General features: G+C 34.2%; 12 protein-coding genes. 11 read left to right on the top strand and 1 reads right to left on the bottom strand.

Annotated features, from left to right (window positions below):
- Window positions 1–2 precede the first annotated feature (2 nt).
- From BM183_RS05185 to lspA, 6 genes are all read left to right on the top strand, one after another.
- Complete coding sequence (locus BM183_RS05185; RefSeq protein WP_091684982.1) at window positions 3–2,630, top strand: glycosyltransferase; 2,628 nt, start codon at window positions 3–5, stop codon at window positions 2,628–2,630.
- Window positions 2,630–3,439, top strand: coding sequence for a class I SAM-dependent methyltransferase (locus BM183_RS05180; protein WP_091684980.1), 810 nt, complete (start codon window positions 2,630–2,632; stop codon window positions 3,437–3,439). The genes BM183_RS05185 and BM183_RS05180 overlap by 1 nt, the downstream gene beginning before the upstream one ends.
- Window positions 3,440–3,494: 55 nt before the next feature.
- On the top strand, window positions 3,495–4,574 hold the full coding sequence (locus BM183_RS05175) for a DegT/DnrJ/EryC1/StrS family aminotransferase (protein ID WP_316284402.1): 1,080 nt from the start codon (window positions 3,495–3,497) through the stop codon (window positions 4,572–4,574).
- A 504-nt stretch (window positions 4,575–5,078) separates the two neighbouring features.
- Window positions 5,079–6,104, top strand: a complete 1,026-nt coding sequence (locus tag BM183_RS05170) for a glycosyltransferase family 2 protein (RefSeq protein WP_091684977.1) — start codon at window positions 5,079–5,081, stop codon at window positions 6,102–6,104.
- 73 nt (window positions 6,105–6,177) lie between these two features.
- Window positions 6,178–6,828: a flavin reductase family protein gene (locus BM183_RS05165; RefSeq protein ID WP_242960859.1), complete on the top strand. Its 651-nt coding sequence runs from the start codon at window positions 6,178–6,180 to the stop codon at window positions 6,826–6,828.
- Window positions 6,829–7,007: 179 nt separating this feature from the next.
- On the top strand, window positions 7,008–7,454 hold the full coding sequence (gene lspA, locus BM183_RS05160; RefSeq protein ID WP_091684975.1) for a signal peptidase II: 447 nt from the start codon (window positions 7,008–7,010) through the stop codon (window positions 7,452–7,454).
- A 392-nt stretch (window positions 7,455–7,846) separates the two neighbouring features.
- Here lspA and BM183_RS05155 read toward each other — a convergent pair whose 3' ends face one another.
- The gene (locus tag BM183_RS05155; protein WP_091684973.1) at window positions 7,847–9,457 is read right to left on the bottom strand and encodes a CTP synthase; all 1,611 of its coding nucleotides are present in this window, start codon (window positions 9,455–9,457) and stop codon (window positions 7,847–7,849) included.
- A gap of 590 nt (window positions 9,458–10,047) precedes the next feature.
- On the opposite strand from BM183_RS05155, the gene ftsH reads away from it, so the two are divergent.
- The 5 genes from ftsH (at window position 10,048) to murB (ending at window position 18,050) form a co-directional block, all read left to right on the top strand.
- Complete coding sequence (gene ftsH / locus BM183_RS05150; protein WP_091684971.1) at window positions 10,048–11,931, top strand: ATP-dependent zinc metalloprotease FtsH; 1,884 nt, start codon at window positions 10,048–10,050, stop codon at window positions 11,929–11,931.
- A 585-nt stretch (window positions 11,932–12,516) separates the two neighbouring features.
- A complete protein-coding gene (gene uvrC / locus BM183_RS05145; RefSeq protein ID WP_091684970.1) occupies window positions 12,517–14,823 on the top strand; it encodes an excinuclease ABC subunit UvrC in 2,307 nt (768 codons plus the stop codon).
- Between the two features lie 114 nt (window positions 14,824–14,937).
- Window positions 14,938–15,879, top strand: coding sequence for an HPr(Ser) kinase/phosphatase (hprK, locus tag BM183_RS05140; RefSeq protein ID WP_091684968.1), 942 nt, complete (start codon window positions 14,938–14,940; stop codon window positions 15,877–15,879).
- A gap of 152 nt (window positions 15,880–16,031) precedes the next feature.
- Window positions 16,032–16,973: an ROK family glucokinase gene (locus BM183_RS05135; protein ID WP_091684967.1), complete on the top strand. Its 942-nt coding sequence runs from the start codon at window positions 16,032–16,034 to the stop codon at window positions 16,971–16,973.
- Window positions 16,974–17,123: 150 nt separating this feature from the next.
- A complete protein-coding gene (murB, locus tag BM183_RS05130; RefSeq protein WP_091684965.1) occupies window positions 17,124–18,050 on the top strand; it encodes a UDP-N-acetylmuramate dehydrogenase in 927 nt (308 codons plus the stop codon).
- The last annotated feature ends 34 nt before the right edge of the window (window positions 18,051–18,084 follow it).

The raw sequence follows: 18,084 nt of genomic DNA, 5'->3' as shown, positions 1-18,084 counted from the left end.
TTATGGAAAATTATATCAAAGAAATATTACAAAGTATAGTTGAGTTAATCAATGCATATCGAAGTGGATCAAAAGAAACATTACCCTTATATAGCCTTAAATTAAAAAAACAGTATGAATTAGTGGAGAAGTCAAATCTTACCAAGGATTTCTATAATAATCTGAGTAATGAATTTAGTGATGATGCTGAATTGTATGTATTACTACTTTCAGTAATTTATTCCGTTACATTAGATAAAGAATGTATTTTACAAGTAATGAATATTTTGAATCAAGATAAATTGGATATTTTTCAAAGTTTGTTTCTTAGGATGCAAATGGAAAGAGAAATATTTTGTAATTCTGAAATTAAAAATACATATAGAATTAGGCGTGTAATTAATGAACACCTGGTAAATAAAATTGAGAAAGAAATGCAATTAGATTTTAAAAAGATACCAGTAAGAGATAGAGATAGGAAGAAAGTTATTATTGTTACAAATCAATTATTAGGAAATTTACATGCACCATCGCGCATAGTGAAAGAAATATGTGCATCCTTGCAAAAGGATTTAGGTTATGAAGTTCTATTAATTGTAGCAGTAGAACAATTTGACAATTCTTTGAAGGAAGGACTTTGGATTAACCCATTTACTTTTAATTACGATATTGCATATAATGATAATTTTTTGATTGAATATAACCAAGTACAGATAAAAGGCTTTCAAGTTATAATCAAAAACAACAATTTCGAATTTATAAAGTCACTTATGAATGAGATTTATGAATTAAAACCATATTTTGCATGGTATATTGGTGGAGCTACATTTTATGCGGATCTCATGCGAAAATTTACAACAGTTGTATCAATGCCTTGTACGGATGGGTATGCTATTTCGGAAGCCCAAATTATGTTAAATTATATAAATAGTGGAGGGGAAGAAGTAAAAGAAGCTGAAGCATATTTAAAAGAAAAAGGGCAAGATATCCTTCATATGAATTTAGCATTTTCTTATAAAAAATCAGATAAAACTTATACAAGAGAACAATTCAATATTCCAAAGGATGCTTTTGCAGTTACTGTTGTAGGTAACAGATTAGATTTGGAAGTGTCGTCTGAGTTTATTGATGTCTTATATCATGTTTTACGAATAGATTCAAAGATATGTTTGGTTTTTATTGGTGAATATAATACATTTTATAACAATTTTAAAGAAGCAAATGAAGAAGGAAGGGCAGTATACTTAGGTTATCAAGAAGATTTGGTTGATGTTTTATCTATTATGGACTTATTTATTAATCCAAAGAGGAAAGGAGCAGGAGGTGGAGCTTCCAGAGCACTTAGCGTCGGAGTGCCTGTCATAACTACGGATTATTGTGATGCTGCATATACTGTAGGAAAAGATTTTATATGTAGTGATTATGATCAAATGTTAGAGTTAGTTGACCGTTACTGCCATGATAAAGAATTTTATAATAATCAGAGTGCATTAGCAAAAAGCCGTAAGTCTGAACAATATGATTTGGCTAAGAACCTACAATTAGTTATGAAGGATATAGATAAACTAATCAATAAAAAAGCAGTTGTTATTTTGTCTGGATATAATATGCGTGCGATCATTGCATTTATGCGAGTGTGTAAAGAAAAAGAAATTCCTTTTTATATTATTGCATCTGGTGAGCAAGACTCGATCTTCCATACAGAATATAAGGAACACGTTGTATATATACGAAATGATAATGACATTTCTGATTTAGTATCCATAGTATTAAATATTAAGGATAAATATAACCTTGAAGAACTGTTTATGTTACCAAGTACGGAATATTTAAATCGCTATTTAGTTTTGAACAAAAATGAATTTAGAAAACATAATATAGGTATTCCATTGGTAGATAAAGAACTTTATTCTACCATTTCTGATAAAAGTTCATTTTATCAATTATGTAAGAAATATAATCTTATGGTACCTGCTTGTTATGAAACAATTGAGAATGCAGTATTTCCATGTATATTAAAACCGAAAACCTATGATACCTATATGGGAAAACCAATTTTACTAGAAAATAAAGAAATATATAATCAATTAGCAATCGATAATAAAAAGGATTGGACAATTGAACAATATATAATAGGAGAAAGCTGGTATTTACTATATTATTTTAAGAAAGATGGTTCTTATAGTTGCTTTTCTCAAAAGAACTTGATTCAACAAGGGGGAGGAGGTTCTATTTGCCTTGCTGTAAGCAGTGATTTGCATAAAAAAGACATTTGTAAGGTTTATGCTGATATGTTTATAAATGAAGGATTTCAAGGTCTAGTAATGGTGGAAGTAAAAAAATCAAACGAAAAATATTTTATGATAGAAGCAAATCCAAGGCTGTGGGGACCTTCTCAATTATTTGTTGATGCCAATATTTCGTTTTTTGAAGAATATTTGATTGATATGGGATTTGATATACAAATAGATAATAAGAAATTATCGAAACAAAATGTTTATTATTTTTGGGAGAGCGGCCTTTCTAACACGAAGGATAATACATATTATGGATATGATGATATTCAATTGAAAGAAATGCTTAAAGAATTATCGAATTATGAAGTATACAATAGAAAAGATACTAAAAAACTTTATGAAGAGGGACTATAATGATAACAAGTGAGATGAAAGATAAGATATTAAATTATTACAATGATGGAGGTAAACATTCGAGTTACCAGAATTATCCTACATTTGTAACAAAAGCATTAGGAATTACCGCAAAAATAGATGAGAACTGGAGGGGTGACAGCAAAAGATATCAGTATATTAAAGAAAATCTTACCTTTCCGCATGGCATCGTTGTAGGAGATATAGGTGCTAATACTGGTCGTTTTTGTCTTGATTTTGCTATGGAAAATGAACAAACTGATTTTGTGGCAATTGAGATTAATGAGAACAATACAAACTTCATAAAGATGATTTGTGATATGTTTCAAATAAATAATGTCAAGGTTTTAAATGAATCAGCAGGATTGGATAATATTGATAATTTGCCTAACTTAGATATAGCTTTTCACATGAATGTGTTACACCATACCGGAGTGGACTTTGAATGTGATCAAGTTAGAAACGTAAATGAGTTAAAAAATTATATTATTACATATTTAAGAAAGTTTAAAGAAAAGTGTAATATTATTGTGTTTCAGCTGGGATATAATTGGGGTGGTAATAAAAACACACCAATTGTATCTTCAGACTGCATCACTGATATGATAGAATATCAAAAGAATGTCTTTCTACAGAGTGGCTATGAAATTGTTAATATGGGATTATACCACTATGACAAAAAAGAATATATTAATGTACCAGTTGAAACTACAAAGGAACAATTGCAAGTAGTCATTAATAATCTTTCTATGAACTTAAATAGTGAATTCTATAAAAGACCAATATTCATTTTAAAGAGTTCCAGATAAATATAAGAAAGGCATGAATTAAATGAAAAAACAGATTATGGTGGCGAGGTCATCCATGCCACCTTTTGAAGAGTATGTGAAGGAAATTCAGTCATTATGGGATACAGCATGGCTTACTAACATGGGAAGACTTCATAAAGAATTTGAAGAAAAATTAGTATCATTTTTGAAAGTACCCTACATATCTTTGTTTTGCAATGGGCATTTATCATTGGAACTATTATTACAAGCACTTAAATTAGAGGGTGAAGTGATAACCACTCCATTTACCTTTATATCTACAACTCATGCCATTGTGAGAAACGGGCTTACGCCAATTTTTTGCGATATAAATAAAGATAATTATACAATCAATGTGGATCAGATTGAAAAATTAATAACTAAAAAGACATCCGCCATTTTACCAGTACATGTTTATGGCCATGTTTGTGATACAAAAGCCATTGAAGAAATTGCTAATAAATATAATTTAAAAGTCATATATGATGCTGCTCATGCTTTTGGTGTTACGATTGATGGAGAAGCGGTAGGAACATTTGGTGATGCCTCTATTTTTAGTTTTCACGCAACAAAAGTTTTTAATACAATTGAAGGCGGTGCTGTTACTTTTCACGATGAAAACATTGGTAAAGAATTATATAAATTAAAAAACTTTGGAATTCAGTCGGAAACAGTTGTGGATGGTGTAGGAGTCAATGCAAAGATGAATGAATTTCAAGCGGCAATGGGTATATGTAATTTACGCCATATTGATGGGGAAGTCGAAAAAAGAAAAAAAGTAGTAGATAGATATTTTGAAAATTTAGAAAATATAGATGGTCTTTGTATTACAAAAGAACAAAAAAATGTAAAATCCAACTATTCTTATTTTCCTATTGTAATTGATGAAACTAAATTTGGAATTACCCGTGATGAAATCTATGATGAATTAAGAAAAGAGAATATATATGCAAGGAAATATTTTTATCCTTTAACCAATCAATTTCAATGTTATAAAGGGAAATTTGATAAAGAACAAACACCTATTGCAAAATATATTTCGGAAAGAGTATTAACCTTGCCTTTATATGCTAATTTAGAACTAGATGATGTTGATTTAATATGTAATTTTATAAAAAGTTATAAAACAGCATAAAACTATATATATTATTTTTATAAAATGAGCATAGAAATTTTTGTATATAAGTATAATCAAGGAGAGAGGTATACCTGATTACAATCAGTGTTACTTATTAGAAAAGAATAACAATTTCTTGTAAAATGTTTAGGAAGAAGAATTATTATATATAAGATAAAAGCTGCTAATAAAATCTTAGCAGCTTTTGTAGAATAAATAGAAAGAATACAGACATTAAATCCTTATTTATAAAGGATTTAACCATAGAATTGATAGAATTTTTATAAATTAAATATAGCACATCTCTTAAAGTTGTACAATATTGGTAAAACGACAATTTTTTCTATAAATCTATGTGCAATTTGTATGCAAAAACTTACATATTATTTCATAATTCCTGATTACATCCCTTGATTTTGCTGCATAAATTAAGTTAATATATTACATTTGTATCAATTGATGGAAGTAAATTTCTATGCTATACTAAAGATACACTTACAAAGGATACAAGGAGAGATATACATGATTACAATCAGTGCATGCTTAATAGTAAAGAATGAGGAACAAATTCTTGCAAGGTGTCTAAATAGTTTAAATGATATAGTAGATGAGATTGTTATTGTTGATACCGGTTCCACAGATGGAACAAAAGATATTGCCAAGAATTATACAGATAAAATCTACGATTTTCAATGGATTGATGATTTTGCAGCGGCCAGAAACTTCTCTTTTTCCAAGGCTGCCATGGATTACATATATGTAGCAGATGCAGATGAGGTGATTGATGAAGAGAACAGGATCAAATTTCTTCAGCTAAAGAAAGCGATGCTTCCGGAGATAGACATCGTTCAAATGAAGTATGCAAATCAGTTTCAGTTTAATACAACGTATAATTTTGATGTTGAATACCGTCCGAAACTCTATAAACGTGTACGTTATTTTTACTGGATCGATCCTATTCATGAGTCCGTCTCCTTGGAACCTATTATTTATGATAGCGATATTGAGATTTTACATTTACCCACCAGTAATCATGCCCCTCGTGATTTTAAAACCTTTCAGAAAATAATCCTCCGAGGTGAGAAATTATCCAAGAAGCTTATTAATATGTATGCAAGAGAATTGTTCATTGCGGGTACAAAGGAAGATTTTCTTAAGGCTGAAAGTTTTTTTGAGATGCTTTTAGAAGATGACTCTTATTCTTTTGCATACGAAGAGAGAAAAGCTATTCAATGCGTCTTGGTAAGGTGCAGCAGTCTTAAAAATGATTTACCTAAGCTATTAAAGTATTCTTTGAATAATGTAGCGGGAGATAAACCAAGTTCTGAAATATGCTACGAATTAGGTGAATATTTCTTTGGTTTATCTGATTATAAAGAAGCGATTATTTGGTTTTATAATGCAGCTTATGAAACAGAATGTGAGCTGAATATCCATTATGGAGGGGATTATCCTCTAAAAAAGCTTTCTGCATGTTATGAGAATCTTGGGAATATAGAACAAGCTGACGCTTACAATGAGCTTGCAAAACAGTGGAAAGCGGAGTGATAGATAAGCGAAATTCAAGTAAATTACGTTAGTATTATAGAAATGTACTCATAATACAGGAAGGTGAAACCTAATGAAAAAAGAATATTCAGCTATTCCAGAGTCAATGAGGACTATGGAAACTTACGGTTTTTCATGGATGGATTTTGTAACTGCAATACCATCACCACTATTTGTTGTAACTTCCTATAAATCGAATGGCAAGCCCAATGCTTGTTTACAATCGTGGGCATGCTTTACTGGTAATCCCGGTGGCTTTTATGCAATTCTCTCAAGTGTAAATAAATCTGGACATATGTATCAAAGTATAAAGGAAAAAGGGGATGCGGTGCTGAATTTTCCCTCTGCTGATATTTATGATAAATGCATTGCAACAATCGCTAACAATGGATTCGATAATGACGAAATAACATTATCGGGACTTACAGCAGAACAAGCAACGGGTATAAATGCACCACGTATTAAAGAATGCTTTCTTAATCTGGAATGTCGCTATCTTTGGGAACGTGAGATAAAAGATGGAGATACCCAAGTTTTAATGTGCTTAGAAGTTGTTAATGTTTGTGCAGATGAAATACATTTAGATGAAATTATACAAGGAAGATATGGCGAAAAAGGATACCTTTATAACATACATTATCCTATAAACCCTGAAAACTTTGCGGGTAAATCACGTGATTGGATAGCAACATTGGAAAAGCTTAAAGATATGGGCGAATATTGAAGAATAAGAGTATGAAAAAATAAAAGTATGGAAATATAAGAGTATGAAAATATAATAGTATGAAAACATGAAAGCTTAAAAATATAAAAAGTATGGAACAAAAAATTTAATACCGTTCAAAAAATTAATAGTATTTAATATTAGGCAAGGATGTCTATTCTTAAAGGAGGGATCGTATCATGTTTTATATAGCGTTGATTTTGCTAATATTTTTTCTGGATCTTAAAGTGAAAGAGTACATTGAAGAAAACAAAGAAATGCATAAAAGCGAGGAAATTTTAAATGGTAAAATTATTTTGGAAAGATACCATAATAAAGGTGCTATGCTAAATTTTTTGGATCACAATGTTCATCTTGTAAAAATTATTTCTCTTTCTTTATTTGGAATCCTCCTTTTATTTTTTGCATTCCTTTTGCCGAAAAAAGATAACCGAATTCTGAAGTTGGCTTTATCCTTTATACTTGGCGGCGCATTAAGCAATATCTATGACCGTGTAAAAAAAGGTTATGTAGTGGATTACTTTAGTTTTAAATTTTTGAGAAAAGTGGTTTTTAATATATCAGATATATGTATTTTTATTGGCTCTTTCATTATCGCTTTATTGTCTTTTTTTAGAAAAGAGTAAAGAAGTAAAAAATTGATAAGAGATATTAAATAGGTTATTTCATCCTAGATATAAATAGCAAAGCTGAATTTAAGAAGAATCTCTGTATTTGAATTTTAGAGATTCTTCTTTTTTCAGAATGATATAGTTTTAGTATGGCATTATTCAGATGATATAGTTTTAGTATGGCATTATTCGGATGATATAGTTTTAGTATGGCATTATTCAGATGTATACGTTTAGTATGGTACTATTCAGAATGTTACTACGTTTATTATGGCATTTATTAAGAATGGTATTACGCTTAGTATGGATTGCATACAGTAGATACTACGTTAAAATAGTATCGCATTCAGAACTGTATTTACGTTCATAATGACGTTTGAAGGACATTTACGACAAATAACATATCCCTATTGCCTTTCCAGGCACTCTAAAGCTGCTCCTACAAATCCTTTAAACAAAGGATGGGGCCTATTTGGTCTTGATTTAAATTCAGGATGAGCCTGAGTGGCTACAAACCAAGGGTGGTTTTTAAGTTCAATCATTTCAACGATACGGCCGTCAGGAGACAATCCGGATAGTTTGATTCCGCCTTTTATAAAATCTTCCCTATAATAGTTATTTACTTCATAGCGGTGTCTGTGTCTTTCGTGAATGACTTTCTCGCCATATAATTCATAAGCTTTGCTTGTTTCTTCCAGAACACATGGGTAAGATCCTAGTCTTAGAGTACCGCCGATGTCTTCAATGCCATCCTGCTCCGGCATTAAATGAATAACCGGATGTGTGGTGCCCGGATTTAGTTCGGCACTGTGGGCATCAGTAAATCCCAGTACATGGCGGGAAATTTCTACAATTGCTAATTGCATTCCAAGGCAAAGACCTAAGAAAGGTATATTATTCTCACGGGCATATTTTATGGCAGAGATTTTTCCTTCCACCCCTCTGTCTCCAAAACCCCCAGGCACTAAAATACCCCACACACCGGATAGCAGCTCGGCAGCATTATTGTCCTCTAAATCTTCGGAAGGTATCCATCTTATATTAACAGAAGCATTGTGTGCAACTGCTCCATGTTTTAAGGATTCTACCACACTGATGTAGGCATCATGAAGCTGGGTGTATTTTCCTACTAATGCAACAGTCACTTCTTTAGTTGGATGTTTTAGAGCTGCCACCATGCTCTCCCATGCAGACAAGTCTGGTGTAGGGCAATCCAAAGCAAGGCATTCGCATACAATATCCGCAAGGTGTTCTTTTTCCATGGCAAGAGGAGCTTCATAGAGGGTTTCAACGTCAAGATTCTGTATTACATGATGACTTGGTACATTGCAGAAAAGGGCGATTTTATCTTTGATTCCCGGTTCTAAAGGGAGTTCCGTCCTGCATACAATTATATCCGGACGTATTCCCATTCCTTGCAGTTCTTTTACACTGGCTTGGGTAGGTTTTGTTTTCATTTCACCGGAGGCCTTTAAATAGGGGATTAGGGTTACATGTATAAGTATAGCATTTTGAGGGCCTACGTCGTGCTGAAATTGACGTATGGATTCCAGAAAGGGCTGGCTTTCAATATCACCTACTGTACCCCCAACTTCAATAATTGCAATCTGACTACCTTTACAGCCGTCATTACGGTAAAAACGGCTTTTAATTTCATTGGTTATGTGAGGAATAACTTGTACTGTTCCTCCACCGAAATCTCCACGTCTTTCTTTGGAGAGTACGGACCAATAAATTTTACCGGTGGTTACATTGGATTGCTTTGTAAGGCTTTCATCAATAAATCTTTCATAATGACCAAGGTCAAGATCAGTTTCTGCTCCGTCGTCCGTAACGAACACCTCGCCATGCTGGATAGGGTTCATAGTTCCGGGATCAATGTTAATATAAGGATCGAACTTTTGCATGGTTACATGATAACCCCGTTCTTTCAAGAGCCTTCCAAGAGATGCAGCAGTAATACCTTTTCCTAATCCTGAAACAACTCCACCGGTTACAAATACATACTTAACTCCCATTTCGCTTCCTCCTTTACAATGTGTTAACAGTTAGATATTTTAATTTAAGAATTACAACACAAAAAAACCTTGAAACCAATATTTCCAAAATCCATTAGTTCAAGGCATGTCGGACAAGGGAGGAGAAACTTAAGTTTGTATATCCAATACAAACCTTTATTGCCTACACCCTTGTAAGTTTATGTTAAAATAATTACTGAAATATTATACTCCTATTTGAGTGATAAATCTACAATAAATTTTTTTTGTTTTATTTTTTCAATTTCATATACAATATATACTTCTTACTTTCAAAAATGTAATTAATAAATTAATAGCATATCCCTCATAATATTCAAAAAAAAGGTACTATTTTCCTGACATATGATGCAAAACTTAATAATTTTTAAGAAAGTTTTATTTCTTGGTCACAAAAATTTCACTTCAAACGTATTGATTTATATGATTAGTAACATTATAATGAAGTGTAACTATCGGATATTGGATTGTTTTGATAAAAGTATAGTATTCACAATATACATTACTTATTTCATATAAAAATAAGTAAGAAGCAAAGCAGAACAGGCTTTGACTTAGTACAGGAGGTTAGGATGGATAATAACGACAAAAAACGAGGGCCAAATGGGAATAATAAGAAGCCATTTTTGTATACATTAGTGGCTGCTATTCTTTTTTTGGCACTGTTTTCTTACATGACCAATCGAATTAAAGAGGGCAGCAGTAAGGAAATAACCTATGACCAGTTTATAAAAATGGTTGATAATGGAGAGGTAAAAGAGGTTTTATTTAAATCGGATAAAATAATAATTGATCCCAAAAAGCAAGAAAATCCTATGTATGACATCAATTATTATACAGGATATGTAAAAGATGATACTTTATCGGAACGTTTGCTTAAAGCAAAGGTAACGTTCAGTGGGGATGTAGTAGATACTCGTACCACTATAGTAGATATTATTATGGTTTATGTTTTGCCATTTGTTCTTATATATATTGTAATGTGGTTCTTATTTAAAATGATTTCTAAAAGCGGCGGCGGTATGATGGGCGGTGTTGGCAAAAGTAATGCCAAAGTTTATGTGGAGAAAGAGACGGGAGTTACTTTTAAAGATGTAGCAGGTCAGGAAGAAGCCAAAGAATCTTTAACTGAAATCGTGGATTTCCTGCACAACCCAGGAAAATATACTCGTATCGGTGCTAAACTTCCAAAAGGTGCTTTATTAGTAGGCCCTCCAGGAACAGGTAAAACACTTCTTGCAAAAGCAGTAGCTGGTGAAGCGAAAGTGCCTTTCTTCTCTTTATCTGGTTCTGATTTTGTGGAGATGTTTGTGGGTGTTGGTGCTTCCAGAGTTCGAGATTTATTTAAACAAGCACAACAAATGGCACCATGTATTATCTTTATTGATGAAGTGGATGCCATCGGTAAGAGCAGAGATACCCATTACGGCGGTGGAAATGATGAAAGAGAGCAAACTTTGAACCAGTTGTTATCCGAAATGGATGGCTTTGATTCTTCCAAAGGCCTTGTTATTTTAGCTGCAACCAACCGTCCGGAAGTTCTGGATAAAGCCCTGCTACGTCCCGGTCGTTTTGACCGTCGAATTATCGTAGATAAACCGGACTTAAAGGGAAGAGTTGATATATTAAAAGTGCATTCCAAAGATGTATTAATGCATGACTCTGTTGATTTAGAGGCAATTGCTTTAGCAACCTCAGGAGCAGTAGGTTCTGATTTGGCTAATATGATTAATGAAGCAGCTATTCTTGCAGTTAAGCAGGGACGTACTGTGGTTACTCAGGAAGACTTGTTTGAGTCTGTGGAAGTAGTTATTGCAGGTAAAGAGAAGAAAGACCGTATTCTTGGCAAAGAAGAAAAGAAGATAGTTGCATACCATGAAGTTGGTCACGCCTTAGTTACTGCATTAGAAAAGAATGCGGAACCGGTACAAAAGATTACCATTGTACCAAGAACCATGGGTTCTTTAGGATATGTAATGCAGGTTCCTGAAGAAGAAAAGTATTTAATGAGTAAAGATGAAATAGTAGCAAGAATTGTAACTCTTTATGGTGGCCGTGCGGCTGAAAAGATTATATTTAATTCTATTACAACAGGTGCTTCTAATGATATTGAAAAAGCAACCCAATTAGCCAGAGCAATGGTTACCCAATATGGTATGTCAGATAAATTCGGTTTAATGGGACTTGAGTCTATCGAGAACCGTTATCTGGACGGAAGACCCGTTTTAAACTGTGGAGATGCCACTGCTGGAGAAATCGATCAGGAAGTAATGGTCATTTTAAAGGAATGTTATGATAGAGCAGAAGCACTTTTAGCTGATAACCGTGATGTATTGGATAAGATTGCTGAATATCTGGTAGAGAAAGAAACAATTACAGGCAAAGAGTTCATGAAGATATTCCGTGAAGTTAAAGGCTTACCGGAAGAAGATATGAAAGAAGAAAAAGCAGAATAAATAAAAAATTATATAGTAATAAAATATAATGACAGCATCAAAAGGGCTATAAAATGGAAAGTAAAACCTTTCGTTTATAGTCCTTTTGTTTACCCAAAAGAAAAATGTAAGAAAATCTGTATTATTGTATTAATTTTTACATCTATAATTGACAGAATCAGTTATAATGTTTACATTTATGATATAATACAAACGGAGTGAGATAATTACAAGTTTGCTTGTAATTATCGATTGGAGTGCCAAGATCATGAACAGCTTTTATGTTCATGATATAATAAAAACGGAATGCGGAAATACAAGCTTGCTTGCATTTTCCCAGTGGAGTGCCAGGATCATGAACAGGTTTTATGTTCATGGTATAATACAAACGGAATGAAAAACATTCGGCATCCAAACTTTCTCAGGAATTATAATATTATGAACAGGTTTTACGTTCAGATATAGGAATAAGATAGACTTAATGCATTGGATTTGATATATTAAAACTGAAACAACAATTTATTTATAGTATAATTACAGTACTCTAAGTCATATGAATAATCAAGTTATAAAGTTAGGACATACAGACATTAGGAAGGAGTATATATGTTTTTTGATATAGAAGAAGAATTAAAGAAGCTGCCCGCCAAACCCGGTGTATATATTATGCATGACAGTAACGATAACATAATATATGTAGGAAAAGCTATCAGCCTAAAAAATAGAGTTCGGCAGTATTTTCAAAGCAGCAGAAATCTTACTCCAAAGATTCAGCAGATGGTTAGTCATATTAACTATTTTGAATATATTATCACAGACTCAGAATTAGAGGCGTTGGTTTTGGAATGTAATCTAATTAAAGAACACAGGCCAAAATACAATACCATGTTAAAGGATGACAAAAGTTATCCTTATATTAAAGTAACAGTAAATGAAGCGTATCCAAGGGTACTGTTTGCAAGACAGAGGGGAAAGGATAAAGCAAAATATTTCGGACCATATACCAGTTCCAAGTCCATAAAGGATACTTTGGAATTACTGAGAAAAATTTATTTTATAAGAACCTGCAACCGAAATCTTCCGAAGGACATTGGAAAGGACAGACCTTGTCTGTATTATCACATTAAACAGTGTAAAGCACCTTGCCAAGGCTATGTGTCAGAAGCCGAATACAAAGAGTCCATTCAAAAGGTGCTGGAATTTCTAAACGGTAACTATTCCCTTGTTACAAAAGAGCTGGAAGAGAAAATGAAACAAGCAGCAGAGAACTTAGAATTCGAGAATGCGGCAGAATATAGGGACCTTCTTAATAGTGTCATGCAGATAGCTCAAAAGCAAAAGATTACCAGCAGCGAATTGGAAGACCGTGATATATTAGCATTAGCAACAGCGGGAAATGAGGCAGTTGTGCAGGTTTTCTTTATTCGAAGCGGCAAATTAATAGGCAGGGATCATTTTTATCTGACCGGTGTGGAGCATGAATCAAAAAGTTCTATTCTCACTAGTTTTGTAAAGCAATTTTATGCCGGTACGCCTCTGATACCAAGGGAATTAATATTGGGAGAGTCTATTGAAGATCAGGAAATAATAGAAGAATGGCTTTCCTCCAAACGTGGACAAAAAGTATACATTAAGGTTCCCATTAAAGGAGAAAAAGAACGACTGGTTGAACTTGCTAGAAAGAATGCATCCCTGGTATTGCAGCAGGATGCAGAAAAGATTAAACGGGAAGAAGCCAGAACAGTGGGTGCTTTAAAACAGATAGGAGAATTATTGAATATACCGGGAATTAGACGTATTGAGGCCTTTGATATATCCAATACCAGCGGTTTTGAATCTGTTGGCTCTATGGTTGTTTATGAAAACGGAAAACCAAAGAGAAATGATTACCGTAAATTTAAAATTCGATCGGTTAAAGGACCGGATGATTATGCCTCTATGGAAGAGGTGCTTACCAGAAGATTAACCCACGCTATTCGGGAAGAACGTGCACTTCATGAAAAGAATGCACTTCTTGAAGAACATGCCGTTCAAGAAGGCCATACAATTCGCAAAGAAGATGTACTCCCTGAAGAAGGTACACTCCATGAAGAAGGTACACTCCATGAAGAAGATGCACTCCCTGAAGAAGGTACACTTCGTGAAGAAGATGTACTTCGTGAAGAAGATGCACTCCCTGAAGAAGGTACACTCCATGAAGAAGATGTACTTCGTGAAGAAGATGTACTCCGTGAAGAAGGTACACTCCGTGAAGATGTAATCTGTAAAGAAGATGTACTCCGTAAAGAAGATACACTTCCTGAAGAAGACATCCTCCATGAAGAAGATATAATTCATGGAGAAGATGCACTCCGTGAAGACACACTCCATGAAGAAGATACATTTCCTGAAGAAGACCCACTCCATGAAGAACATTCACCCCGTGAAGAACAACAACACGGGGAAAAGAGTCCGGTACGAGAATACGACAGCTTTAATAAACTACCAGACTTAATCATGATGGACGGCGGCAAAGGTCAGGTTAATATCGCTAAAAAAGTATTGGATAACCTAAATATGGTAATTCCGGTATGTGGCATGGTTAAGGATGATAATCATAGAACAAGGGGTCTCTATTATAACAATACAGAGATACCAATTGATACACATAGCGAAGCATTTAGACTGATTACAAGAATCCAAGACGAGACCCACCGGTTTGCTATAGAATATCATAAACTCCTTCGGGGTAAAACTCAGATTCGCTCCGTATTAGACGATATTAAGGGTGTGGGAGCTGCAAGAAGAAAGGCTTTGATGAAACATTTTCAATCCATTGAAGCCATAAAGGAAGCCAGTGTGGAAGAACTGGCAGCAGTGCCATCTATGAATAAGCCGGCAGCAGAAAAGGTATATGAGTTCTTCCGCTCATAAAACCGTAATTTTTCCAATAATATTTACATTAACAGAAGGTATGTGATAAAATAGTAAAATCAGTGCAGAATAATAAATCTATTGTCTTCAGAAAGTAGGAAAGGAAGTATAAATATGTATACTGTAGAATTAGCCACGCTAATTGGTAAGATGAATCTTGAAGTTCTAACACCGGATATAGACTATAAACATATAAAAATCTGCCAGCCGGATGTGAATCGTCCAGCCCTTCAATTGGCCGGGTTCTTTGATCATTTTGATTCCGACCGTGTTCAGATCATCGGCCGGGTAGAAGAAGCCTATATGAGAAAAATGGAAAAGGATCACGGCATAGGTATATTATCAAGATTAATGGATTATAAAGTACCTTGTATTGTATTCTGCCGAGGCATTGATGTTGAACCGGAACTGATCCAATTAGCAACGCAAAAATGTGTACCTATTTTAAAAACGAACAAAACCACATCTTCCTTTATGGCAGAAGTGATCCGTTGGTTAAATGTTGAATTAGCTCCCAGGATGTCCATACACGGGGTTTTAGTAGACGTATACGGTGAGGGTATTTTGATTACGGGAGAAAGCGGTATTGGCAAAAGCGAAGCTGCTTTGGAACTGATTAAAAGAGGACATCGTCTTGTAACTGATGATGTTGTTGAAATAAAAAAAGTAAGTGATGAAACGTTAATAGGTATGGCACCGGATATAACAAGACACTTTATTGAACTAAGGGGTATCGGAATTATTAATGTAAAGACCCTCTTTGGTGTTGAAAGTGTTAAGAATACCCAGGCCATTGACTTGGTTATTAAATTAGAAGAATGGAATAAAGAAAAGGAATACGATAGACTAGGCCTTGAGGAGCAATACATAGAATACCTGGGGAATAAAGTAGTCTGTCATTCCATACCAATCCGTCCGGGACGTAATCTTGCGGTTATTGTAGAATCCGCTGCGGTTAATCACAGACAAAAGAAGATGGGATATAATGCTGCACAGGAACTATATAATAGGGTAACCAATAATTTAATGAAAAAAAATAAAGCAATTGAAGAATAATATATCCTGTAAAAACAGAAGTGAAAACCGGGAAAGAATTTATATCCGGCGGAGAAATATACAAAAATAATTTCCGCTATACATCATAATAAGAGCAATGTCAAGAAAGGAGATACGTAAGTTTTAATTAATAAATTTACGTAAGCAGTAATATGGAAAAACTATGTTTTGGAATTGATATAGGTGGAACAACAGTAAAATTAGGGTTGTTTACAGATAAAGGGGAATTGGTGGATAAATGGGAGATACCAACCAGAAAAGAGAACTCAGGAAGTTACATATTAGGTGATGTAGCCAAATCCTTGGAGCATAAAATATCGGAACGAAAATTGGATAAAAGTCAAATTGTGGGTATTGGCGCAGGTGTGCCTGGACCAGTTACCGGGGATGGAACGGTTATCGAATGCGTGAATTTAGGCTGGAGCATTATAAACGTTGCCAATGAATTAAAAGCACTTACCGGTTTTGAAGCAAAGGTGGGTAATGATGCCAATGTAGCTGCTTTAGGTGAAATGTGGCAAGGAGGCGGTAAAGGTTATAATAGTATTGTTATGGTAACTTTGGGAACCGGAGTAGGAGGCGGCGTAATAGTAGATGGTGAGATTATAACCGGAAGCAATGGAGCAGCAGGTGAAGTGGGACATATTTTAGTAAATTACGAAGAAAAGGAGAAATGCAACTGTGGAAAGACAGGCTGCTTAGAGCAATTCGCATCTGCAACGGGTATTGTAAAGGAAGCAAAGAGATTATTAAGTAAATCTGCAGAACCGTCAAAACTTCGTGATTTCGACTATTTGTCTGCAAAATCCATATTTGATTGTGCAAAAGAAAATGATGAACTGGCATTAGAATTAGTAGAACAGCTGGGAAGATATCTTGGTATTGCATTATCACATGTAGCTGCGGTTGTAGACCCTCAGGCATTTGTTATAGGCGGAGGAGTGTCTAAGGCAGGCAGCATATTAACCGATGGAATAAAAAAATATTATAATCAATATGTAATGCTGGCATTAAAAAATAAAGAGTTTCGTCTTGCAGAACTTGGTAATGATGCAGGAATATTTGGCTGTGCCAGACTTATTCTGGGCCATTAACTTTGGAGTTGCCAAAATCTATTAAGTATTGTATGATATGTGTAGTTTTGGATGGTATACTGCCAGTAAGTTTCGGCATATAATATTGGGAATATGTAAATATTAGCGTTAATAGGCTAATAGCAGTTTATATAGAAAGAGGAAATAAAGTTGAATGAGGATTTTTATCAGACACTAAAGGATATATTAAGAGATGAGCAAATATTGATAGAAGAACCTCTTGCAAAGCACACCACTTTTCAGATAGGCGGCCCGGCAGAATTTCTTCTTCTGCCTGAGAATAACCATCAGGTAGCTGCATTGGTTAAAGTTTTGTGTGAAAAGAACATGCCTTTTTATGTAATAGGGAATGGAAGCAACTTACTGGTTAGTGATAAAGGATACAAAGGCACCATCATAAAAATCGGACAATGTATGAGTAATATTGTTGTCAGAGAGTATGATGGGTCCCGCTATCTTGTTCAGGCAGGATCAGGAGTATTGCTTTCCAAATTAGCCAATAAAATAGCAGAACATGAATTAACAGGTTTTGAATTTGCTTCCGGAATTCCTGGTTCTTTAGGCGGAGCTGTAACTATGAATGCCGGTGCTTATGGCGGGGAGATAAAAGATTCCATTATGGGAGCAACGGTAGTTGATCAGTCGGGCAGCATGATGTATTTAAATAAAGAAGATTTGAAGTTAGGATACAGAAAAAGTATTATCCAGGAAAAGAATTATATTGTATTGGATGCTTCCTTTGTATTTGAACCAGGTAATAAGGATGATATCAGAAATAAAATGGATGACCTTAACGAAAGAAGACGTGACAAGCAGCCTTTGGAATATCCCAGTGCAGGCAGTACTTTTAAAAGGCCGGAAGGATATTTTGCAGGTAAATTAATTATGGATGCAGGTCTTAGAGGTTATCAGGTGGGTAATGCACAAATATCGGAAAAGCATTGCGGCTTTGTTATTAATAAAGGAGGAGCAACTGCCGCTGATATTATGACACTGATTACAGAAGTAAGACAAATTGTATTTGATAAATTTGGAGTCATGTTAGAGCCGGAAGTAAGACTTTTGGGTGAGTTTTAGTTCTAAGGCCCAAATTCGCGGGATGATGGCAGAA

It is taken from the genome of Anaerocolumna aminovalerica, assembly GCF_900115365.1.
Taxonomy (GTDB): Bacteria; Bacillota; Clostridia; order Lachnospirales; family Lachnospiraceae; genus Anaerocolumna; species Anaerocolumna aminovalerica.
Note: the sequence above shows the minus strand (reverse complement) of the source record. Positions and strands in the feature narration are given on the sequence as shown.

Coding starts and splice junctions, on each gene's coding strand:
- ftsH (WP_091684971.1), top strand. CDS start 10,048: ATGGATAATAACGACAAAAAACGAGGGCCAAATGGGAATAATAAGAAG.
- lspA (WP_091684975.1), top strand. CDS start 7,008: ATGTTTTATATAGCGTTGATTTTGCTAATATTTTTTCTGGATCTTAAA.
- BM183_RS05185 (WP_091684982.1), top strand. CDS start 3: ATGGAAAATTATATCAAAGAAATATTACAAAGTATAGTTGAGTTAATC.
- BM183_RS05175 (WP_316284402.1), top strand. CDS start 3,495: ATGCCACCTTTTGAAGAGTATGTGAAGGAAATTCAGTCATTATGGGAT.
- uvrC (WP_091684970.1), top strand. CDS start 12,517: ATGTTTTTTGATATAGAAGAAGAATTAAAGAAGCTGCCCGCCAAACCC.
- hprK (WP_091684968.1), top strand. CDS start 14,938: ATGTATACTGTAGAATTAGCCACGCTAATTGGTAAGATGAATCTTGAA.
- BM183_RS05135 (WP_091684967.1), top strand. CDS start 16,032: ATGGAAAAACTATGTTTTGGAATTGATATAGGTGGAACAACAGTAAAA.
- BM183_RS05180 (WP_091684980.1), top strand. CDS start 2,630: ATGATAACAAGTGAGATGAAAGATAAGATATTAAATTATTACAATGAT.
- BM183_RS05165 (WP_242960859.1), top strand. CDS start 6,178: ATGAAAAAAGAATATTCAGCTATTCCAGAGTCAATGAGGACTATGGAA.
- BM183_RS05155 (WP_091684973.1), bottom strand. CDS start 9,457: ATGGGAGTTAAGTATGTATTTGTAACCGGTGGAGTTGTTTCAGGATTA.
- BM183_RS05170 (WP_091684977.1), top strand. CDS start 5,079: ATGATTACAATCAGTGCATGCTTAATAGTAAAGAATGAGGAACAAATT.